The sequence below is a fragment of the Lentibacillus jeotgali genome, from assembly GCF_000224785.1.
GTDB lineage: Bacteria > Bacillota > Bacilli > Bacillales > Amphibacillaceae > Lentibacillus > Lentibacillus jeotgali.
This window is the reverse complement of record NZ_AGAV01000005.1, coordinates 186,870-208,259: the sequence shown is the minus strand read 5'-3', so window position 1 is coordinate 208,259 and position 21,390 is coordinate 186,870. Positions and strand designations below refer to the sequence as shown.

Annotated in this window: 20 protein-coding genes; 5 read left to right on the top strand and 15 right to left on the bottom strand. The window is 44.5% G+C overall.

The genetic code is table 11. The features are described 5' to 3' along the window. Positions 1–9: 9 nt before the first annotated feature. The 5 genes from mbcS to ON01_RS03725 form a co-directional block, all read right to left on the bottom strand. Positions 10–1,590: an acyl-CoA synthetase MbcS gene (gene mbcS, locus ON01_RS03745; protein WP_010529673.1), complete on the bottom strand. Its 1,581-nt coding sequence runs from the start codon at positions 1,588–1,590 to the stop codon at positions 10–12. A gap of 125 nt (positions 1,591–1,715) precedes the next feature. Next, positions 1,716–2,516: a delta-lactam-biosynthetic de-N-acetylase gene (pdaA, locus tag ON01_RS03740; RefSeq protein WP_010529672.1), complete on the bottom strand. Its 801-nt coding sequence runs from the start codon at positions 2,514–2,516 to the stop codon at positions 1,716–1,718. Positions 2,517–2,587: 71 nt separating this feature from the next. Beyond that, a complete protein-coding gene (locus tag ON01_RS03735) occupies positions 2,588–3,898 on the bottom strand; it encodes a Na+/H+ antiporter family protein (RefSeq protein ID WP_029328975.1) in 1,311 nt (436 codons plus the stop codon). Between the two features lie 266 nt (positions 3,899–4,164). Continuing rightward, complete coding sequence (locus tag ON01_RS03730; RefSeq protein WP_010529670.1) at positions 4,165–4,956, bottom strand: YfkD famly protein; 792 nt, start codon at positions 4,954–4,956, stop codon at positions 4,165–4,167. Between the two features lie 147 nt (positions 4,957–5,103). Then, positions 5,104–5,496 (bottom strand): OsmC family protein, encoded by a 393-nt coding sequence (locus tag ON01_RS03725; protein ID WP_010529669.1) that lies wholly within the window; start codon positions 5,494–5,496, stop codon positions 5,104–5,106. Positions 5,497–5,623: 127 nt separating this feature from the next. Here ON01_RS03725 and ON01_RS03720 point away from each other — a divergent pair, with 127 nt between their 5' ends. Further along, positions 5,624–6,793 carry an MFS transporter gene (locus ON01_RS03720; RefSeq protein WP_010529668.1) on the top strand — a complete coding sequence of 390 codons (1,170 nt, stop codon included), beginning with the start codon at positions 5,624–5,626 and terminating at the stop codon, positions 6,791–6,793. Between the two features lie 83 nt (positions 6,794–6,876). Here the strand turns inward: ON01_RS03720 and ON01_RS03715 are convergent, their stop codons facing one another. The 5 genes from ON01_RS03715 to ON01_RS03695 form a co-directional block, all read right to left on the bottom strand. Beyond that, on the bottom strand, positions 6,877–7,701 hold the full coding sequence (locus ON01_RS03715) for a YihY/virulence factor BrkB family protein (protein WP_010529667.1): 825 nt from the start codon (positions 7,699–7,701) through the stop codon (positions 6,877–6,879). A gap of 23 nt (positions 7,702–7,724) precedes the next feature. Next, on the bottom strand, positions 7,725–8,030 hold the full coding sequence (locus ON01_RS03710; protein ID WP_010529666.1) for a hypothetical protein: 306 nt from the start codon (positions 8,028–8,030) through the stop codon (positions 7,725–7,727). A 20-nt stretch (positions 8,031–8,050) separates the two neighbouring features. After that, the gene (locus ON01_RS03705; RefSeq protein WP_029328974.1) at positions 8,051–8,521 is read right to left on the bottom strand and encodes a low molecular weight protein-tyrosine-phosphatase; all 471 of its coding nucleotides are present in this window, start codon (positions 8,519–8,521) and stop codon (positions 8,051–8,053) included. Between the two features lie 110 nt (positions 8,522–8,631). Next, positions 8,632–9,297, bottom strand: a complete 666-nt coding sequence (locus ON01_RS03700; RefSeq protein WP_010529664.1) for an SOS response-associated peptidase — start codon at positions 9,295–9,297, stop codon at positions 8,632–8,634. Between the two features lie 30 nt (positions 9,298–9,327). Continuing rightward, positions 9,328–10,323 carry a glutaminase gene (locus ON01_RS03695; protein WP_010529663.1) on the bottom strand — a complete coding sequence of 332 codons (996 nt, stop codon included), beginning with the start codon at positions 10,321–10,323 and terminating at the stop codon, positions 9,328–9,330. A gap of 281 nt (positions 10,324–10,604) precedes the next feature. Between ON01_RS03695 and ON01_RS03690 the strand changes: the two genes are divergently transcribed. Beyond that, positions 10,605–11,774 (top strand): MFS transporter, encoded by a 1,170-nt coding sequence (locus ON01_RS03690; protein ID WP_010529662.1) that lies wholly within the window; start codon positions 10,605–10,607, stop codon positions 11,772–11,774. 116 nt (positions 11,775–11,890) lie between these two features. Here ON01_RS03690 and ON01_RS03685 read toward each other — a convergent pair whose 3' ends face one another. After that, positions 11,891–12,760 carry a CAP domain-containing protein gene (locus ON01_RS03685; RefSeq protein ID WP_010529661.1) on the bottom strand — a complete coding sequence of 290 codons (870 nt, stop codon included), beginning with the start codon at positions 12,758–12,760 and terminating at the stop codon, positions 11,891–11,893. A gap of 468 nt (positions 12,761–13,228) precedes the next feature. Between ON01_RS03685 and mreBH the strand changes: the two genes are divergently transcribed. The 3 genes from mreBH to ON01_RS03670 all read left to right on the top strand — a co-directional run bounded on the left by mreBH (position 13,229) and on the right by ON01_RS03670 (position 17,188). Then, positions 13,229–14,236 (top strand): rod-share determining protein MreBH, encoded by a 1,008-nt coding sequence (gene mreBH, locus ON01_RS03680; RefSeq protein WP_010529660.1) that lies wholly within the window; start codon positions 13,229–13,231, stop codon positions 14,234–14,236. A gap of 577 nt (positions 14,237–14,813) precedes the next feature. After that, positions 14,814–15,974 carry a CaiB/BaiF CoA transferase family protein gene (locus ON01_RS03675; RefSeq protein ID WP_010529659.1) on the top strand — a complete coding sequence of 387 codons (1,161 nt, stop codon included), beginning with the start codon at positions 14,814–14,816 and terminating at the stop codon, positions 15,972–15,974. Between the two features lie 11 nt (positions 15,975–15,985). Continuing rightward, positions 15,986–17,188, top strand: coding sequence for an acyl-CoA dehydrogenase family protein (locus tag ON01_RS03670; protein ID WP_010529658.1), 1,203 nt, complete (start codon positions 15,986–15,988; stop codon positions 17,186–17,188). A gap of 203 nt (positions 17,189–17,391) precedes the next feature. Here the strand turns inward: ON01_RS03670 and ON01_RS03665 are convergent, their stop codons facing one another. From ON01_RS03665 to ON01_RS03650, 4 genes are all read right to left on the bottom strand, one after another. After that, entirely contained in the window at positions 17,392–17,709 is a 318-nt protein-coding gene (locus ON01_RS03665) for a DUF3870 domain-containing protein (RefSeq protein WP_029328973.1), read from the bottom strand. Positions 17,710–17,728: 19 nt separating this feature from the next. Further along, complete coding sequence (locus ON01_RS03660) at positions 17,729–18,499, bottom strand: IclR family transcriptional regulator (RefSeq protein ID WP_010529656.1); 771 nt, start codon at positions 18,497–18,499, stop codon at positions 17,729–17,731. A gap of 103 nt (positions 18,500–18,602) precedes the next feature. Next, positions 18,603–19,775 (bottom strand): saccharopine dehydrogenase family protein, encoded by a 1,173-nt coding sequence (locus tag ON01_RS03655; RefSeq protein WP_010529655.1) that lies wholly within the window; start codon positions 19,773–19,775, stop codon positions 18,603–18,605. 87 nt (positions 19,776–19,862) lie between these two features. Then, on the bottom strand, positions 19,863–21,359 hold the full coding sequence (locus tag ON01_RS03650) for an aldehyde dehydrogenase family protein (RefSeq protein WP_010529654.1): 1,497 nt from the start codon (positions 21,357–21,359) through the stop codon (positions 19,863–19,865). Positions 21,360–21,390 lie beyond the last annotated feature (31 nt).

Genomic DNA, 21,390 nt, shown 5'->3' with positions numbered 1-21,390 from the left:
AAATCATTCTCAGTTTTTGACCTTTTCATTTTGCCGCAATTCAACGCGCCTGATTTTGCCTGACGTTGTCTTCGGCAATTCATCAATAAATTCAATTTTCCTCGGATATTTATAAGGGGCGGTTAATTCTTTAACATGTTTCTGCAGGTCTCTGACCAAATCCGGGTCATCAGGATTCACCCCCTGCTGAAGCACGATAAAGGCTTTGACAACATTCCCCCGGACTTCATCAGGACTGGCCACAACGGCACATTCCTGAACAAATGGATGTTTTACCAATGCATCTTCAACCTCGAAAGGACCGATTGTATAACCAGAACTGATAATAATGTCATCACTGCGTCCTTCAAACCAGAAATAGCCGTCCTCATCTTTGGACGCCTGGTCACCCGTTACATAATATTCACCGCGCTGAGACATCCTGGTACGTTCGGCATCTTTGTAATACTCACGGAACAATGCTGGACTGTCCAGTTTCACAGCAATATCACCGATTTTATTGGCCGGAACAGGCTGTCCGTCTTCATTAATAATTTCCACCTCATTACCCGGTGTCGGCTTACCCATTGAACCCGGTTTGACCTTCGTATCTTTCATAAAACCGAGCAACAAAGTATTCTCAGTTTGACCATAGCCATCCCTAACAGTCACATTAAAATATTTTCGGAATGTATCAATGACTTCACGGTTGAGCGGTTCCCCGGCGGAAACAGCACTATGCAGGGCAGGCAGCTGATAGTCATCCAGATTATCAACTTTAGCCATTAGCCGGTACTCAGTTGGTGTACAGCACAGGACATTAATATCTTCATCCTGCAACAGACCGAGATATGTCTTTGGATCGAACTTGCCCAGGTAAACGAATCCGGTTGCACCTGAGCCGAGCACCGATAAAAACGGGCTCCAGATCCATTTTTGCCAGCCCGGACCGGCTGTTGCCCATACTTTGTCCCCTTCATTAATACACAGCCAATTCTCTGGTGCTGTATTCAGGTGGGCGTAACCCCAGCCATGTGTATGAACAACCGCTTTAGGGTTGCCGGTCGTGCCGGAAGTATAGGAAAAGAAGGCTACATCATCTTTAGTCGTATCAGCCATATCGAGCTTGTCCGATGCATTTTCCTTCAGTTTATCCATGTTGTGCCAGCCATCGACCGAATTGCCGACCGAGAAAAGTGTCAGCTGTTCAAATTCCTTTACATCTGTAAATTGACCCACATACGGATAGTAGCTGACGATTGCACTGACCTCACCATGGCTGATCCGATATTGCAGATCCTTTGTTTTCAGCATTTCGGAACCCGGGATAACGATAATCCCCGATTTTAATGCAGCAAGATACGTTTCATATGCTTCAATCAATCGCGGAATCATGATAAGAACCCTATCACCTTTTTCAAGCCCTTTCTCCTTGAAAGCGTTGCCAATTTTATTTACATTTTTCATTAGCTGTTCGTATGTAATCTCTTTGGACTCGCCCTTTTCACTGCACCAGACTACCGCGTTTCTTTCAGGGCTTTTTGCTGCAAAATACTCCATTTCTGTTACGATATTATAGTCATGCGGAGCAATTAAATCCTGTTTGTTCATGCTATCAACTCCAATTTAGATTTCTTTTAGTATATCAGAATTTATCTAAAATTTGAATTAATATTCAAGTTAAATAAAAAGCTGCCTTTCATTAGAAGGACAGCTTTTTATCTCGATATAAGGGATTAATATCCGTAAATGGGTCTCGGGAGTTTATTTTTCATTACGAGGTGGTCCAGACTTTTGAATTGATAGCCTTGTTTTCTCATCTCCGTTATCATTTTATCCAGTGCTTTGGCATTATCGGACGATACCGTATGAAGCAAAATGATCGCCCCCGGGTGGATATTGTCCATAATATTTTCATAAGCGTAGCGCCAGCCTTTCTGTTCACTTGTCTCCCAGTCAACAAATGCCGACGACCAGAATATATGCGTATAGCCAAGTTCCCGCGCCCATTTCAAGGTTTTTTCGCTGAACATCCCCCGTGGCGGGCGCAAATACTTGATTTCCTCCTGATCAGACACTTCCGCAACCGCGTTCTCCAGTGATTCCAGTTCTTCCTTCATTTTTTCTTTCTTCACGATGGTTAAATCAGGATGATGGTATGAGTGGTTCCCGATTATATGCCCTTCATCAGCCATCCGTTCAACAAGCTCAGGTTCACTTTTTACATAATGACCCGTCAGGAAAAAAGCGGCTGGTACGTCGTGTTCCTTCAAAACATCAAGGATATCATCGGTATACCCTTCTTCATAGCCATTATCAAATGTCAGATAGACCACCTTTTCCCCAGAGTGATCAGCATAGTAAGCACCATACTTATCGAGAATCTCTTTGTACTGACCTACATCCGGAATTTCATGATCATCATTCTTTTTAAAACCCCATCCGTAGCCGCCAGCAGCATGGGTAACGGACCCGGATGGCAAAAAAGCAAGGAAAAACAAAGTGAACGTCATTGCCACAGCAATGTATTTTCGCATAGCACACCCCACCTATTTTTTCCTTACTTTGTCCATACTCAAGTTTAATTATTCATAACGTGCAACACACTTTAAAGAACCATCGCCGCAATCCAGCCGAATAGAATTAGCGGGATATTAAAATGAAGGAATGTCGGTACACATGTGTCCCATATATGGTGGTGCTTGCCATCAGCATTCAGTCCGGAAGTCGGCCCGAGTGTACTGTCTGAAGCCGGCGAACCCGCATCACCCAATGCGCCTGCAGTCCCGATCAGCGAGGCGGTTGCTAGTGTTGAAAAGCCCGCAGCCAGACAAATCGGAACAAAAAGAGCGGCAAGAATCGGGATGGTACCAAACGATGAGCCAATACCAATCGTGACCACCAGACCGACAAGCAGCAAGACAAGCGCGATAAGTGCCTGATTATTGCCAAGGAAACTGGATGACATTTCGACAAGCGCACTTACCGCACCTGTGTCTTCCAGGACTTTTCCAAACCCGGAGGCAACCAGCATGACAAATGCAATCTGCCCCATCATCGCAATACCATCAGCCATGACCTGGTCTCCTTTTCTAAATGGGACAACCACAAGAGCGAACATCAGAACCAGCCCTGTAAGCGCGCCTGCTATCAGGTTTTGAGTGATAAGTTGAACGATTAAAGCACCTGCTATCGCAACAAGCGTTAAAGCATGTTTCTGATTAAAGGTAACGTTCTCTGCTGGTGGTGCTGTAAAATTCGCCTCACTTCCACCCGCGCCAGGAACTGACTCCCGATCTTTTCGATACGTGATAAAGATGGCAATCAACAGGCCGACAACCATCCCCGCACCGGGAATCAGCATCGCCTGTGTCGTCTGGCTTATCGTGATATCGGAGCCATTTTCAATCATACTATTCTGAATGGTTTCGTGGAAAATCAGACCGAAGCCAGCCGGGATCATGACGTATGGTGCTTTCAAGCCAAATGTTAATGCTGCCGCCACACCACGACGGTCAACCTTCATTTCATCAAATAGTTTTAATAAAGGCGGAATTAATATTGGTATAAATGCAATATGAACCGGAACAAGATTTTGCGATAAACATGCCACACCAGCAATCGCCAGCACCATCATCCTTTTCCTGCCGGTCAGCACTTTGATCAGATAATTGACGAGAATAGCTGTAATGCCTGTATAGCTTATCGCTGCAGCGAAAGCTCCAAGCAGAATATAACTTAATGCTGTGCTTGCTTGACCGCCCATGCCACCTACCATCATTTCAATTGATTCGATAAGCGTCAAGCCGGACATCAAACCCGCTGTAATTGCTGCTGCGATAATCGCAATGATGACATTGACTCTCAGCAAGCTGAGCACAGTCAATACTAGTACGGATATGACAACAACCCATTCCATTTTCGTTTCCCCTCTCTGATTTCTCTCTAATATTACTTTACCATGATAAAGCATTAAAGCGAGGAGATCAACCCTTTTGCGGGAAATTTTTATATGGGCTGAAGTTTTGCTTTTCGGGCTGAAGTTTTGCTTTTCGGGCTGAAGTTTTGCTTTTCGGGCTGAAGTTTTGCTTTTCGGGCTGAAGTTTTGCTTTTCGGGCTGAAGTTTTGCTTTTCGGGCTGAAGAACCCCCACTGGAAAATTTCCAGGGGGGTTCTTCAGCCACCACTACTTAAGATTAAAGGAAAATGAAACGTGGTCCTGGATTGGAATCCACGCGCCTATTCCCTGTTTCGTGACATTTTTAATCACAATGGATTTATCGTTACCTTTCAATTGAAAGTACACCTCACCAAAGGTCACTTGTCCTTTTTCGTTCACTGCCGGGGCGTATGCCTGTAGTTCACCGTATTTTTTCGCGGGTACACTGTAGGAGTTTTCTTTTTTTGTATTTTTTCCGATGACCGTTGAGTATGCGAGTGGCAGTTCGATCTTATCTTTTGCCTTAAGCAGCATCATCTTTTTTATATCATCCGGATTGGCAATTTTGTTCGTCAGTGCACCTTTGACTTCCTTTTTGTCCTGCTGATTATAATTCATTTCTTTTTCAGAATCACCGCCGATATTATTGAGCTCGTTTGCATTAACTTTCTGATACTCCCAGTTAATGTTTGTTTCACTCGAGTTATAACTTAGCGGCCATCTGCCGATATAGACCATTCCCCGGTAGCCGAAAGCAATCGGTGATGGGTTAATGGACGTTTCATTAAGCATTTTAATCAGATCCGGGTTCTCAATCGGAACCTCAACACTTTCAATTAATTCCTGAGTCAGTTTGCTTGGTTCTACCACTTCCTGATCCTGTGTAGAGTTAGGGTAAGTGTTTTCCTTTGATATGTTCAGAACATGGCTCGGTATCTCAAATTCATCTTTTGACTCTTCCTTTTCCTCAGCCATACCATTAACAGGAATTAATAAAACCAATAACATAAATATCGTGATGTAATAACGTTTATTCATGTGTCCCATTCCTTTCAAAAGGTCCGCTTTTATCTATACAGCTTCAGCTCCCGGCGGCTGTCAGGCTCAGCCAAAACACCGCTCACGGGTCGCTTCCGCCTTTGCTGTTAGTTTTTTCGGACACATGAATATTATACGCAGCAATATTTAACGGCTTAATTCGACTGATTCGAGCGTTTCTTCAATTGTAATACTGTTCTCGACTGAACGGATCATCGAGCAGTTTTTTCGTGCCACTGCGAGATTTTTATACAGTTTTTCATCATCCAGATGATAACCTTGTATCACATAATGCAAATCAATCCGTTCAATCCGGTTTGCTTCGTCCGGATTACGCTCAACATTTACCGTTATCGTCATATCAGCGATTTCAGTTCGCTGCTTTTTTAAAATTTTCCTAAAAACCGAGGCACTGCAACCTGCGATCGATGCTACCATTAATTGAAATGGACGAAAGCCATATGCTTCATCACCTGAAATATCCAGGTCTCCATAGTCCAAATTGATGCGTACTCCTTCATCTTTCATATGAAAATCCATTGTGATTTTCAACTCCTTGTTTTAAAATTACTCTTGTTATCATCTACCCAAAATATTAAATCATAATGCTTTTTAAATGAAATATTTTGTATTGGCCTCGTACAGTGTATAGGGGGAGAGGAAAGTTATGGTATCAGCACAGACAAGGTTTTGGATTTTAATCGCACTCGTCTTCATATCAGGTTTTTCCCAAGGGATGATTCTCCCATTGTTATCCATTATTCTTGAACAAAATGGTATTCCATCCTCTGTTAATGGACTGCATGCGACCGGACTGTACATAGGTGTTCTGATCGCATCACCATTCATGGAGAAGCCAATGCGTAAAATTGGCTTTAAACCGATGATTATGATCGGCGGCATGCTTGTCTTCGTTTCGCTGGCGCTGTTCCCTGTCTGGCAAGCACTGTGGTTCTGGTTTATTTTGCGGATTATGATTGGAATTGGGGACAATATGCTTCATTTCAGCACCCAGACCTGGATCACAACAACCAGCCCAAAGGACTCACGGGGAAAAAGTATTTCATTTTACGGCCTCTCATTTGGCCTGGGTTTCACAGTAGGACCACTCATGACACGCCTGCTGGAAATCCATCAGGCATTACCGTTTTTGATAGCCGCAGCCTTAAGCATGCTTGTCTGGTCAACGATGTTCTTTGTCCGAAACAGTACCACTGAGGACGTGGATGTTCACAATATCAGCAGTTCAAGCTCCATCAAAAGGTTCATTCAAACTGGAAAAATTGCCTGGGTGGCATTGCTACCGGCGTTTGGATATGGATTTTTGGAAGCAACGCTGCACGGTATTTTTCCTGTGTATGGCCTGCGTATCGGACATGACGTAAACATTTTATCACTTATCATTCCGTTTTTTGCCGGTGCCAGTATCATTACACAAATCCCTTTAGGTGTATTAAGCGACCGTTTGGGAAGACGAAAAATCCTGATGTCCGTTATATCTGGTGGGATTATCGCATTTCTTTTCGCAGCTTTATTTGAAACGTCTGCCACCGCTTTATTTGTCTCATTTGCACTTTCGGGTATGCTGGTTGGCTCCCTGTATTCATTAAGCATTGCTTATATGACCGATCTGCTACCCGTATCACTTCTTCCGGCAGGCAATCTGATGACAGGTATAGCCTTTAGTATCGGAAGCCTTATCGGACCATACCTGGGCGGTCTATTCATTGAATTCCTCCCTGGTGTTTCTTTTTTCTATATTATTATCTTTATGCTTATCGCTATGCTGACAACGATTTTTTTCAAAAAAGATCCCACTCCGCAGCATGCTAATTAAGGGACACGCCGTCAACGAGTGTCCCTTCTGCTGCTTTATAACAATCAGGGGGAAAACGCCCCACTGATTGAAGTTTCACTTTATTAATCTGATTTCATTTTTTCTCTGAAAATGGCGTTAATGGCGCCGCCAATCATAATAATGATGCCTGACAGATAAAACCAGATCATTAATACAATGACCGTTCCAAGGCTGCCGTATGTAGCTGAGTAATTGCCCATTGAATTGACATAAAAGGAAAATGCCAGTGAGACCAGTTGCCAACCGATTGTTGCAAACAAAGCACCCCATATAACATTTTTAAAATAAATTCGTTTATTGGGTGCCATTTTATACAGTGCCGTCAGAACGATAAAAATGACCGCGGATGATACAACCCAGCGCAATGTATCCCATACGTTCAGAAAACCTTCAGACAGCCCAAAGAAGGCAAAAATATATTCACCGATTATTTTACCGAAAACAGGCAGCAAAAAGGCCATGCAAATGACGAGTACCATTGCAATCGTTAAAACTATGGCAATCAACCGCATGACAATAAAGGAGCGGTCCTCCTCAACATTATAAGCACGGTTGAACCCCTTCATAATCGCATTAATTCCATTTGAAGCTGCCCACAATGTACCAATAATCCCGATTGATAATAATGATCCGCTCTGATTATTGACAAGCTCGGACACATTATCATTGATCAGCTGGGAGATCTCCCCCGGTGCATAGCGCTGAATAAACTCAGTAACGTTTTGCGAATCAATTGGCAAGTATCCGAGCAGTGTCATTAAAAAAAGCAGAAACGGAAACAGAGAGAGCAATAAAAAATAGGCAAGCTGAGCTCCAAGTCCAAAAATATCATCATCCGTTATACGTTGAAACAATTTTTTACCGAATTCAACAGTTTTTTGCCACATCTGACCGCCCTCACTTCAGTCGTTTACAAATTGTTATTCAACTCTTCCCGATCGTTCTTATTTGTAAACTGTTCCAATGTTCCTTCAACCTGCTCCAGTGCATTGATGGCATTATCCGCACCTTTAGTGAACGTTGTATTAAAGCGGCCAAACGCATCCTTTGCTCCTTTAACTGCCTCGGACGGACGCTTCACATAATAAGAGGAACCGCTTCTGATATCGGTCATTTTCTCTTTTGCATAGTTTCTTGCGTCCCGGTCTAGTAAAGAAAGCAGTCCTCCCGTGATTGTACCGATTAATAAACCTAGGCATAATTTTCGTTTACCCATCTTAAATCGCTCCTTTTACGTTATAAATTATTTTCATTCCTGATATATTTAAGTAATTCATGACAGCCTTCTGACACTAACTCATAGGTATAATCAAATTTACCCGTAAAGAAAGGGTCCGGGACATCATCTTCCTTGGTCTCATCGACAAATTCCATTAGTTTGGCTACCTTAATCAGACCATTATTGCCTTTCAATTCCTGCAACTCGCTGATGTTCTGATCATCCATCGCAATCAGATAATCGAAATCACCGAAGTCCCGAATATGGAACTGTCTCGCTTTCATGCCTTCATAGGAAATACACTGCTCCTCCAGTATCTCCCTTGTGCCTTCATGCGGCAACTCTCCGACATGCCAATGACCCAGCCCCGCTGAGTCCACTTCGATTTTATCAGAAAGTCCTTCTTTTTTCACCAAATCTCGAAAAATCGCCTCAGCCATCGGTGACCGGCAGATATTCCCGAGACATACGAATAGCACACGTATCACGGTCATCCCCCGCTTATTATTTATTCATTATCCAGCTGTCATTATAATGGGAAATACGCTTAAATGCCACTATCCTTGTTTGAATGATAGACACAAAACGGCAAAAAAATTTAGGCAAGCGGTGCAATACACCCTTCGTCGTTATTTTTTGCCGAATTGACATAGCTCGCAATGTCATAGGCCTTTAAATCTTCTGTCTCAAGTGACTCCAGGAATTGACGGGCCTCTCGTGGCGTCTGACCGCCTATTTCGAGCCACGCATTCTCTTTCCCTTTTGGCAGAATGATCGGCATTCGGTGATGAATATCCTGCATGAAACCATTCGCTTCTTTTGTCAGGATGGTGCATGTGAAAAGTTTCTTATCACCTTTCTCCCATTTATCCCAGAGTCCGGCAAATGCAAACAGGGCCCTGTCTTCCACTTGTATCCGTTTTGGCTGTCTTTCCTCCCCGTCGCGTCTCCATTCATAAAAACTGTCTGCTACGATCAGGCAGCGCTTACGGGGCATGAGCCGTTTGAAACTTGGTTTTTCGTCGGCTGTTTCACTGCGGGCGTTTATCATCTTATACCCGATTTTTTCATCATTTGCCCAAGATGGTACAAGCCCCCAGCGCAAGTAACCGGCACGTTTCTGCCTGCCGTCATGAATGATGGCAAGCACATTTTGTCCAGGGGCTACATTATAGCTTGGCTGAAAATCATCAATTGGCTGCTCAATTCCAAACTCCCGCAAAACCTCCAGTTCATCGGCAAGCAATGTATAACGTCCACACATGGTTTCACCCCTCCCGTTCAATAAAAATGATTAAAAAATACTTAAATCCCATTGTGTCGCAATATGACGGAGCAGGCGAATACCGGCGACACTGTTGCCTTCATCGCCAAGAGCCGGCCCATAAACACCGATCCCGCAGCCGTCGGTAAACGGCATTGATTCATCACGAACTCTAGGCGGAACAGCGGCTATAATACCGCCGGAGACGCCGCTTTTTGCCGGAATGCCGACATAGGTGGCGAATTTCCCCGATGCATCATACATCCCGCAAGTCAGCATAAGCACCTTGGTTATTCGAGCAATCTGTCTCGGGATAATCTCCTCGCCATTTTTGGGATCCATGCCATCATTGGCAAGAATCATCCCAATCCGTGCAAGGTCGTCGAGTGTCACATCGATTGAGCACTGTTTAAAATAGGTTTCCAGTGTGATATCCAAATCCGATTCCAAAAAGCCGACTTCCAGCAAATAATAGCCAATCGCTTTGTTCCGTGTCGACGAATCCCGCTCAGAATTAAATACATCTGTATTCAATTTCGGGCGGTACCCGAGCATGTTCTCAAGCAGCTGAAATAAGGGCTCAAGCCGCTCGTTCGATGTATTTCCGGGCAAAGCTGAAGTCACCGTGATCGCTCCGGCATTATTAAATGGATTCAGCGGTTTTTTGACCGGTTTCATCTCCAGGTGGATAATCGAATTGAACGCTTCACCTGTCGGCTCCACATCAACCCGCTGCAACATATACGAAACACCGCGCTTCATGCAGGCCACGATAAACGTGAGAGCTTTAGATATGCTTTGCAGTGTAAACGGAATCTCCGTATCCCCGGATTTTACTGACAACCCGTCTTTACCAATGATTACAATGCCCAAATCATCCGGATCGGCCTTCTTTAATTCCGGAATATATGACGCCACTTCTCCATCATCCGTATTTTTCCGGTAAAAAGCAACCCAGTCATCTACATACTGCTGCAGCCATTCCTGTGTCTCTTCAGTATTCCAATTCGCTACTCCTTGGACCATCCAATCACCTCTCCTCATAGTATGCCTATCTGATGAAACCTTCATGTTTTGTTCCAAAAAAATCACACAGACATCTGAAGCAGTATTTCCGAATGATCTTCTGTGACACATTCTTCAGCGCGGTAAAGATTTCTCCCCTCCTACAATTACTATTATTATATCGTTGAACCGTGATGATGAAAAGAAACAGACACAGGATAACTGAGCAATGTATTTGCTTGTTTTTTTATCCAAATGGGAGTACGATTGTATTTTGAGCAAAATAAGAAAGGCGTCATAATATGAACAAACGTGTCTACTTTTTAATGATTGTCGCATTCGTGGTCGGAATGGTCGAACTGATTATTGGCGGGATATTGGATTTGATGGCAGCTGATTTGAACGTCAGTCTCGGTCAGGTCGGCTTTTTGATTACGATATTCTCACTGATTTTTGCTGTTGGGGCCCCTATTTTGCTGATCCTCACTTCAAACATTGAACGCAGATTTCTCACTCTAATTTCTCTCACTATATTTCTCATGGGGAACCTGGTCACCGTATTCAGCCCGACATATACTGTTGTATTCATCGGGAGAGTCATATCGGCCTTAAGCGGATCACTGCTTATCATATTATGTCTGACCATTGCACCATCTATTGTACATCCAAAATACCGCGGCCGTGCAATCGGAATTGTCTCCATGGGCGTCAGTGCTTCTATTGTGCTTGGACTGCCGGTCGGATTGCTGCTGGGAAATGCATTTGGCTGGCGTGCGCCATTTGTACTGATTTCAATTTTGACTGTGTTGTCAATGGGCGGTGTGCTACTTCTGATGGGACGTGTTGAGCCGAAACCTTCAAGCCCAATCAAACAGCAGCTGGCAACGCTGAAAAACCGTGGAATCTTTTTTGGACAAACCGTTACCTTTCTGTTTATGGCAGGTCATACGACCCTTTATGCATATTTAACACCATTTGCCAAAACCATTCTGGAGGTGGACGGCACATGGGTCAGTGTCATTTACATGATTTTTGGGATCGCAGCTGTCAGCGGGGGCGCTATTGGCGGCACGCTTTCAGATACATGGGGGTCAAAGAACACCATTATTGCAACGACAGCTTCGCTTACGCTGGTGATGTTTACGATACCATTCACGACGTTTGCGCTGCCAGCATTTTTGGCTATTCTGATCATCTGGGGAATGCTGAGCTGGACATTGGCTCCGGCTACACAAAGCTATTTGATCGGTTTATCACCCGATACATCAGATATCCAGCAAAGTCTGAATAACTCGGCACTTCATCTTGGCATTGCATTTGGATCACTGATCGGCGGATTGGTGATTGAGCGTGCCTCTGTGGAACAAAACGCGGCAGTCGGCGGATTATTCGTTATACTTTCGATCGGGGCAGCAGTGATTTCCATGTACGGTCAGGAAAAACAGCAAAAAGAAAGGGGACTGAGCCATTGAGACTAGTCCCCTTTTCTTTTAACATAAATTAAATTTTACTTTTCCCGCATTTAACGGCCGTTCTGTTCCACTAAAAATCAGTGGGGGGTTTACTCCCCACTGATTTAAATTTCACCTTACTTGCCGATGAACTGCTGTGTCCAGTGATTGCCTTCTTCAACATAGCCAACACCGATATGGGTGAAGTTCGGGTTCATGATATTTTCACGATGACCTTCACTGTTCATCCAACCGTTCACAACTTGCTCCGGTGTACGCTGGCCTTTGGCGATGTTTTCACCGGCTGTCTGATATGAAATGCCATACTGCTTCATCATATCAAACGGCGACCCGTAATTAGGGCTGTCATGGGAGAAATAGTTGTTTTCTGCCATATCACGGGACTTCTCACGAGCAACTTTGCTTAGTTCTGTGTCAACTTTTAGTGGTTCCAGACCTTGTGCTTTGCGCTCCTGGTTTGTTAATTCAACCACTTGCTGTTCGAATTCACTCAGCTGCTGTGACTGTGATTGATTTTGCTGATTTTGCTTATCAGCTTGCTGCTGGGGTGCTTGAGCTTTTTGCTGCTCACCTTGCTGTTCTTGCTGCTTGTCAGCTTGCTGTTGTTTTGAATTATTTTGCTGCTGCTCTGGCTTGTCTTGTTTATCTTGCTGATCCTCTGACTTATCTTGCTGTTGCTCAGACTTATCATTTTTATCAGGCTGTTCCGACTTTTGTTCGGGTTTATTCTGTTTTGACTGTTCATTATTATTTTGCTGCTTGGTCCAGTTCCAATTGACCTGCGGGAAGTTTTCATTTAAATAGTTGCTAAACTTCTCAGGTGAAGACTCCGTCCAATCACTTCCATTAGTAGAATAATAGACTTTATGCTGAACTGATTGATTCCCCGATTTATCTGTATTGGCGGAAGCATCTGCAGTTGTTTGAAATGCTCCACTGATTAACAACCCGGCGGTCAGTGAACCGACCATTAATTTGTTAAGCATTGATGTCACCTCTCCTGTGTTTTTTGAATTGCAGAATCATCATACCATGCATTTTTTGTAATATTATTGGAACTGAATTCCAATCGTATATGCCTTACACAGATTTTGTCAGATATCGGCTTAATACCAAGTATTGATGTTTTAAAATCGGCGACTCCTCAGGAAAAGGTTTTATGCAGTGGTAAAATTTACAACGAAATCGCTGTTGACACCTGCTCAAAACAAGCCTGTATATTACAAACAACCATTAATTGTAAACAAAATGTTACTTGATTTTTTATTGCATATCATTTGAAATAGATAGAGAGTGAAATATTTTCGTGAAGCTTAGATTCAAAACGAGCCAGCGTTTACACCTATTTGTCACCCCCCTAAATAGAAGTGTAAGATGGCTTATGTCCTATTCATATCTGAGTTTATGATCTTATCCTTATTTAATAGATTACACACCATTGGAGGAGCATAACCATGTTATCAACCGCAGAAATCGGAATTGATTTAGGTACAGCCAACATACTGATTTATTCAAAATCAAAAGGAATTGTTTTAAATGAACCATCTGTTGTTGCAATTGATCTAAATAATAAAAATGTTGTAGCTGTTGGGTCAGAAGCGAAAGAAATGGTCGGCAAAACGCCGCAGAACATCGTCCCGATCAGACCATTGAAGGATGGTGTTATTGCGGACTATGATGTGACGGCCCAAATGCTAAAGGAATTTTTGAAAAAAGTGAGCAAGAAAATGGGCTTATCCATGCGCAAGCCAACTGTTGTCGTATGTACGCCATCAGGAAGCACAACCGTGGAACGGCGCGCAATTCATAATGCCGTTTCGAGCTATGGTGCCAAACATGTCCATTTGATTGAAGAGCCCGTCGCGGCTGCCATCGGTGCTGATTTACCTGTTGATGAGCCGATTGCAAACGTCATCGTTGATATTGGCGGCGGAACATCCGAAGTTGGCATCATCTCATTCGGCGGCGTCGTCTCCTGCAATTCCATTCGCAGCGGCGGCGACAAAATGGATGAAGAAATCATCAATTATATCCGAAAGAAATATAATATTATGATTGGTGAACGTACTGCAGAGAACATTAAGATGGAGATTGGACACGCTGACGAAAATCATACTGAAGAATCCACGGATGTCCGCGGACGTGACATGGTAACCGGTTTGCCCAAAACAGTGTCAGTTTCCTCAAAAGAGGTCTACTCCGCCCTAAAAGAATCATTAGATCAGATTCTGGAAACTATCCGGTCAACACTGGAAAATTGCCCGCCTGAATTAAGCGGTGATATCGTTGACCGCGGAATTGTACTGACCGGCGGCGGATCCATACTGAACGGTATGCAGGACTGGCTTTCAGGAGAAATCATAGTGCCTGTCCATATCGCACCAAATCCGCTCGAATCTGTTGCCATTGGTACAGGTCGTTCCCTGCAGATGATTTCAAAACTGCAGAAAGCTGCTAAATAATAATTTCATACTCGCATAAAACCGCGCTTGCTAATTATAGTATGCGCGGTTTTTTGTGATTTGATTTTTGTTGCCTTCGGGCTGAAGTTTGTGGTTTCAGGCAGAAGTTTTCTTTCTCCGGAAGAAGGTTGTACTTTCAGGAAGAAGTTTCGGATTTCGGGCAGAAGATTCCACTCTCGGGAAGAAGTTTGCCTCCTTCTGTCACTCCTCCCTTTAACACACTATGATGATGTTATGGGACAAGTGAACGGAACCCCCGAGGTTATTAAGCTTTTTAATGAAATCAGAGCCATGATTGATCTATGAAAAGTTGTGAATGCCACCTTTTCAACCGATCATTAAGATTACCTGTTTACATATTTTTCAGAATACTATATAATAAGATTAATCATGTTAAAGCGTTTCCACGCTAATGCCCATGATGTATACTTTAACTACAAACTAAAAACTGCCTAGTCTGTTTACAGTTCGACGCCAGTTCTGAATCAACAGATAAAAGCCAGTTCAGATTGACCTCGCAGAATACTGTGGTCTTTTTGAAGTGGCTTGTTTTATTGTCACAGAAAGGAGTGATGAAGTGGCTGGAGCACTTGAGAATATTAAGATTCTCGATTTATCACGTGTGCTTGCCGGGCCATATTGTACGATGATTCTCGGTGACCTTGGCGCCGAAGTCATCAAAGTGGAAGCACCGGGTGGAAGTGATGAGACACGGAAATGGGGCCCGCCTTTTCAAAATGGTGTCAGCGCCTATTACCTTTGTGCCAATCGGAACAAAAGAAGCCTTACGCTAGATCTGAAGTCTCCAGAGGGCAATGCGGCAATAAAAGAACTCGTGCGCGAAAGCGATGTTATCATCAATAACTTTAAAACCGGAACCATGCAGCGGCTCGGACTCGATTATGAGACACTCGCCAGGGTTAACCCGGGACTGGTCTACTGTTCAATCACTGGTTTTGGTGAAACAGGACCATATAAAGACATGCCGGGCTATGATTTTATCATTCAGGCGATGAGCGGCTTGATGAGCATTACTGGTGACAGCGAATCCGGTCCCCAAAAAGTTGGTGTTGCCATCACAGATATTCTAACCGGTCTTTACGCGTGTATTGGTATCCAGGGAGCATTGCTTGAACGGGCACAATCAGGCAAAGGACAAAAGCTTGATCTTTCCCTTTATGATTCAGCTGTCAGTTCGCTTGTCAATATCGGCAGCAACTATTTGATGGCCGGAAAAAAACCATCTGCCCTCGGAAATCAGCACGCAAATATTGTCCCCTACCAGACATTCTCAACGAAGGACGGGGAGATGGTGATCGCTGTCGGAAACGATAATCAGTTTAAACGCTTATGCGATATTTTAGAAAGACCCGAATATGCATCAGATGAACGCTTTCAGACAAATCCAGACCGTGTAGCAAACCGGAAGACGCTGATTCCGCTGCTTCAGGAAGTGTTTTCAACCAAACGGACTGCTTACTGGCAGGGAAAATGCCAGAAAAACAGCATTCCATGCGGGCCAATTCAAACGATTGATGAGGTTTCCAAGGATCCGCAGCTGAATGAGCGTGATATGTTCATTAACACCGAACACCCGACAGCAGGCGATATACAGATGATCGGCAGCCCGTTGAAACTCTCACGCACACCGGTAAGTACACGGCACCACCCGCCGGATGCCGGTGAACACACTGATGCCATACTCGCAGAATTAGAACTTAATCAATCAAAAAATTAGGAGCTGATTAAATGGATTTTAATTTTTCAGAAGAACAGAATATGCTGCGCCGCACGGTTAGAAGCTTTGTGGATAAAGAAATCATGCCATACATTGCCGAATGGGACCGGAAAGGACAATTCGATCCAGCTATAATAAAGCGTCTCGCAGACCTCGGGCTGATGGGCGTCTGCATTCCGGAAGAATACGGCGGCAGTGGCATGGACTACAATTCACTCGCCATTGTGTGTGAAGAGCTCGAACGCGGAGATACGGCATTTCGTACGGCAGTTTCCGTTCATACCGGTTTGAACAGCATGACCCTGCTGCAATGGGGTACTGAAGAACAAAAGCAAAAATACCTCGTCCCTCAGGCTAAAGGTGATAAAGTCGGCGCCTATGGCCTGACAGAACCCGGAGCCGGCTCTGACGTTGCCTCACTTCAGTCAACTGCAGTCGAAGATGGCGACCATTATATCCTGAACGGATCAAAAGCATGGATTTCTTTATGTGACACAGCCGACCATTTCCTTGTGTTTGCCTATACCGACAAAGAAATACGCCATAAAGGGATTTCGGCCTTCATCGTCGAGCGCGACTGGGAAGGGTTCGATTCAAAAGCGACAAAAGGCAAACTTGGCATCCGCTCCGGTAATACTGGTGAAATCTTCTTCGATAATATTAAAGTACCGAAAGAAAATCTGCTCGGTGAAGAAGGGGAAGGATTCAAAATTGCCATGGCAGCACTTGATAATGGGCGGTTCACAGTGGCTGCAGGGGCTGTAGGGCAAATCCGGGCATGTCTTGAAGCCAGTGTCAACTATGCCAATGAACGCGAAACGTTCGGTAAACCAATCGGTAAACATCAGCTTGTCCAACAAATGATTGCCAACATGAAGGCAGGTCTTGAAATGAGCAGTCTGCTCGTCTACCGTGCTGGTGAACTGAAAAATGAAGGGAAACGCAACACGGAAGAAACCTCCATGGCTAAGTGGCAAGCGTGTGATTTTGCCAACAAAGCTGCTGACGATGCTGTCCAGGTACATGGTGCATATGGCTATTCCGATGAATACCCGGTCGAGCGTTATTTGCGCAACTCGAAGGCACCGGTTATATACGAAGGAACGCGTGAGGTGCATACACTCATGCAGGCCGGGTATGCATTGGGCTATCGGGAAGATAAACCATTAAACAAAATGCTCCCGGCCTGGGAAGGTAACAAGACAAAAGTATAGACAATTCATAAAATATGTTGCTGATCAGCAGAGGGAAATGTGTACTTCTTGTCCCTCCTCCCTCTGCGTTCTCATGAAAACACCATTAATGATTAATTAGGAGGCAAGATGTTTAAAACGTCAGCTGTTGTTAAAAAGTGCATCTGCCATATCACTTTCTAACAGATAAAACGTCGTGATTAAAATTAATCAACGACGTCCCTCTAATAATAATTCTCCCGATAATGCTCATACTGCCGATACAGATCATGTAGCGCCGAAACGAGTGCATTGCCGGCTTTTCCCAAATAATGTTCTTTCATCGTTTCAGCAGGCTTCTCAATACCATCCGCGAGACTGTGCCCTCTTAAAAGATGGTGGACAAAGTGCCTGCCGTGTTCGGTTGCCAAGGTGCAATTGGCCGCTACAATCACACCATATTTTTTATCAATCTCCGCGGTTATCGTAAGCGTTTCATAAATGCTTTTTGCTGCCATTCCGGATGGCAATCTAGCATGTCCTGCGATAAATACTGTATTTATCATCCGTCATCCCCTCCAGTTAAAAATCCGGTCCGCGGTAACCAAGCTTTCTGGAGATTGCTTCAGCTGTTGCTTTTGTTTTGGCCTTCAGCAGTTCCAGGTTATCTCCTTCAAAATGACTGGACAGACCGCTGACTGCAAGCGCTGCGATGACCTGATTACTATAATCATAGATGGGATATGAAATTCCTGTTGTATCAGCATCCTGTTCCCCGATACTGTACGCATAGCCATCTTCATAAATCAGCCGCAGCTCCTGAAGCAACTCCTGTTTATTAATCGTACCGTTTTCAGAAGCCCGATGCAATTCAGATCCTCGCAAAATTTCTTTCTGCTTTGCTCCGGACATGTTTGCCAGAAGCATTTTCGGGCCGGAGCCTAAGTAAAGTGGCGAATTCTTGCCGACTCTGGTATTTAGCCTGAGTGCTCTTGAACTATCTACCTTTTCAATATAGGTAGCTTCATCCTGATTGGCAATAACCAGGTGAATCACCTCGTCAATATCAGCGGCAAGCTTCTGCATGTCAGGCAAGGCGATTGACCGGATTTCCAGCTGATCAGAAACAAGTTGTCCCAGCTCGAGCAGTTTCAGTCCAAGCCGATACTTGCTGTCATGCTCGTTCTCTTTTGTTTTATATAAAAAATTACCGGATTCCAGTGCTGATAACAGTCGGTAAGCGGTTGGCTTTGGGATTCCGGCTCTTTCGGCAATTTCCTTTAATGTCAGTTCCGGTGTTTCTGGCGAGAAGTAATTTAATAATTTCAGTGCTTTGATGACACTCTGATTCATAGCGAATACTCCTTGCAGTTATCTAAGTGGTGATTTTTATTTTATTATCAATACCTAAAGAAAAAAGGCTGCCGCAAAAGCATAGCAGCCCTTTCAATAAAATTTAATTTGTTACATGTGCTTTCTTCGTACTGTTTGATTCATAGATATTCACACCGCGTCTAGCCATTTCTTCAATATAAGGATCCCCTGGAACAATCTGCTCAGGCGGATAAACACCACGCTTGGTGACCGTTCCCTTTGCAATCATCTGGGCAACAACTGAAATCGTGTTAGCAGTGGCGCGGGCCATAGCAGTTACGTTATGTTTCCTGTCCTTGTACGTCCTCATTTCAAATTCGTGCGTTTCCGTTTGCGCATCTTTTGTACCGCTGACTTTAACTCGAAGCAATACAACATCATCTTTGTCCCCAAGATCGACAATCGGATCAAGTACTTTTAACAGTACTTCCCTGGGGTTGATTTCCCGACCGTTGACATCGACTGAATAATCCATGCGTGTCAGATTCAGGTCGACGAGCAGCTTGAATTTCTCTGCATGGCCAGGGTAGCGGATCGTTTTATATTCCAGCGTCTTCAGATGCGGATACGAAATGGACAGCGTTGATGTACCACCTGATGTATGGAAAGCTTCGAGCGGCCCGAACTTCTCAAAATGGACACGCTCAACTTCCGTTAAAGATTCGATTTCCTGTTTGACACCGTCACGGATAATCAATGCCGGATCGGTATAATGATCAAAAACACCTTCCATGGAAAAAACATGATTGTATTCAAACGGCGGCTCAGGGTTGACCGGGATTCCGCCCACATACAGTTTAATCTCTTCCAGCCCGTCAAGCTTACTTACCCCGTGACCGGATAAAATATTGATCATCCCCGGTGCCACGCCTAGGTCGGGGATTAGTGTAACCCCGGCAGCCTTAGCGTCCTCTTTCAGCTCAAGGACTTTATCGGTCACATGGCCGATGTGTCCGCCTAAATCCACTGAGTTGACACCAACCTCAATCGCGGTCTTAGCAACGATTTCATTAAAGGAGTAGAATAACGCATTGATGACGACATCAAACTGCCTCATGTAATTGCCAAGCTCCTGTTTATCCTTGGCATTAACTTTATAGGCTGTCAGTTTTGGAGAATTCAATTGATCCACAACATGCTGGGCAATTGTCATGTCGATATCTGCCAGGCCAACCGCTGTAACGCCCTTACTTGATACTAAATCACGAGCGGCCTCTTTTCCCATCAGTCCAGATCCCAATACACCTATTTTCATAGTTTCGTCACTCCCCCGATAAAAACTTCTGTCCGTTTCCCGGTATACACATCAAATTTCCGATTACAGAGTCTCGGTTCCACCAGTTTACTCAGTATCAATCTGTGCACGCTGGAGCTTTCCACTGTAATCGATGTAAACTGCCTTCCACTCGGTAAATACATCGAGTGCCTGTACGCCGGAGTCACGGTGACCGTTACCGGTTCCTTTTGTACCACCGAACGGCAGATGGATTTCGGCACCTGTTGTACCGGCGTTCACATAAACTATACCGGTATCCAGATCACGCTGTGCCTTGAAGACACGATTGGCATCGGTTGTGAAGATCGAACTTGAAAGACCGTATGAAACACCATTGTTCACTTCGATTGCTTCTTCAAAACTTTTTACCGGTATGAGTGAGATAACCGGACCAAAAATTTCTTCCTGGGAAATGCGCATATCCGCTGTACAGTCGGTAAACAGGGTCGGGGCGAAATAGTGTCCGTTTGTATATTTACCGTCATCAAGCACATAGCCGCCAGCAATCAAATTGGCCCCCTCTTCTTTGCCGATCTGAATATATTTTTCGATTTTTTCAAGACCGGCCTTGTTGATGATCGGCCCTACTGTATTGGATTCATCTAATCCGTCGCCGATAGTTAATTTTTCAATTTCGACAAGCAGCCGCTCCTCAAGCTGTTCTTTCACGTCTTCATGAACAATCACTCTGCTGGCCGCCGTACAGCGCTGACCGCTTGTGCCATAAGCACTCCAGAGAATGCCTTCCACTGCCAGATCGAGGTCAGCATCATCCATGACCGTAATCGCATTTTTACCGCCCATTTCGAGGGAAACTTTTTTCAATTGCCTGCCGCATTCGCTGGCGATATGACGTCCAGTGTCATTCGATCCGGTAAACGAAATGACCTTGATATCAGCATGATGGACCATCGCATCACCGACCTGTGAGCCTTTACCATACACCACATTCATAATGCCTTTTGGCAGCCCAGCTTCTTCAAGGATTTTTGCCAGTTCATAGGCCATAATTGGCGTTTCAGTTGCCGGTTTCCAAATAACCGCGTTGCCGGCAACAATGGCCGGAAACGACTTCCAGGTGGCAATTGCAATTGGGAAGTTCCACGGTGTGATGATACCGACAACGCCAACCGGAGCGCGCTGGCTCATCGAAAACTTATTCGGTAGTTCAGCCGGTGTAGTGTGGCCGAACAGGCGGCGCCCTTCCCCTGCCATGTAAAATGCCATGTCGATGCCTTCCTGTACTTCACCGCGCGCCTCTTCCAGCACTTTGCCGTTTTCCATCGTCAGCAGCTGGGAAAGCCGTTCTTTCCGCTCTTTCATCATCTGCCCGACTTTAAACAATACTTCAGCCCTTTGCGGTGCAGGTACCAATGCCCACTCTTTTTGCGCTTTTTTCGCACCTTCCACTGCATTGTTGACTGCCCCGCTATCTGACAGAGGAACATTCACGATTGTGTCACCATTGGCCGGATTGATCACCCGAGTGGATTCACTCGTTTCCACCCATTCGCCGTTAATAAAATTGTTCAGCTTTTTTGTCTCAAGCAAGCTTTGAGCCATAAGTTATACCTCCTAAAATTGATAGTGTATA

Coding starts and splice junctions, on each gene's coding strand:
- mbcS (WP_010529673.1), bottom strand. CDS start 1,590: ATGAACAAACAGGATTTAATTGCTCCGCATGACTATAATATCGTAACA.
- pdaA (WP_010529672.1), bottom strand. CDS start 2,516: ATGCGAAAATACATTGCTGTGGCAATGACGTTCACTTTGTTTTTCCTT.
- ON01_RS03735 (WP_029328975.1), bottom strand. CDS start 3,898: ATGGAATGGGTTGTTGTCATATCCGTACTAGTATTGACTGTGCTCAGC.
- ON01_RS03730 (WP_010529670.1), bottom strand. CDS start 4,956: ATGAATAAACGTTATTACATCACGATATTTATGTTATTGGTTTTATTA.
- ON01_RS03725 (WP_010529669.1), bottom strand. CDS start 5,496: ATGGATTTTCATATGAAAGATGAAGGAGTACGCATCAATTTGGACTAT.
- ON01_RS03720 (WP_010529668.1), top strand. CDS start 5,624: ATGGTATCAGCACAGACAAGGTTTTGGATTTTAATCGCACTCGTCTTC.
- ON01_RS03715 (WP_010529667.1), bottom strand. CDS start 7,701: ATGTGGCAAAAAACTGTTGAATTCGGTAAAAAATTGTTTCAACGTATA.
- ON01_RS03710 (WP_010529666.1), bottom strand. CDS start 8,030: ATGGGTAAACGAAAATTATGCCTAGGTTTATTAATCGGTACAATCACG.
- ON01_RS03700 (WP_010529664.1), bottom strand. CDS start 9,297: ATGTGTGGACGTTATACATTGCTTGCCGATGAACTGGAGGTTTTGCGG.
- ON01_RS03695 (WP_010529663.1), bottom strand. CDS start 10,323: ATGGTCCAAGGAGTAGCGAATTGGAATACTGAAGAGACACAGGAATGG.
- ON01_RS03690 (WP_010529662.1), top strand. CDS start 10,605: ATGAACAAACGTGTCTACTTTTTAATGATTGTCGCATTCGTGGTCGGA.
- ON01_RS03685 (WP_010529661.1), bottom strand. CDS start 12,760: ATGCTTAACAAATTAATGGTCGGTTCACTGACCGCCGGGTTGTTAATC.
- mreBH (WP_010529660.1), top strand. CDS start 13,229: ATGTTATCAACCGCAGAAATCGGAATTGATTTAGGTACAGCCAACATA.
- ON01_RS03670 (WP_010529658.1), top strand. CDS start 15,986: ATGGATTTTAATTTTTCAGAAGAACAGAATATGCTGCGCCGCACGGTT.
- ON01_RS03660 (WP_010529656.1), bottom strand. CDS start 18,499: ATGAATCAGAGTGTCATCAAAGCACTGAAATTATTAAATTACTTCTCG.
- ON01_RS03655 (WP_010529655.1), bottom strand. CDS start 19,775: ATGAAAATAGGTGTATTGGGATCTGGACTGATGGGAAAAGAGGCCGCT.
- ON01_RS03650 (WP_010529654.1), bottom strand. CDS start 21,359: ATGGCTCAAAGCTTGCTTGAGACAAAAAAGCTGAACAATTTTATTAAC.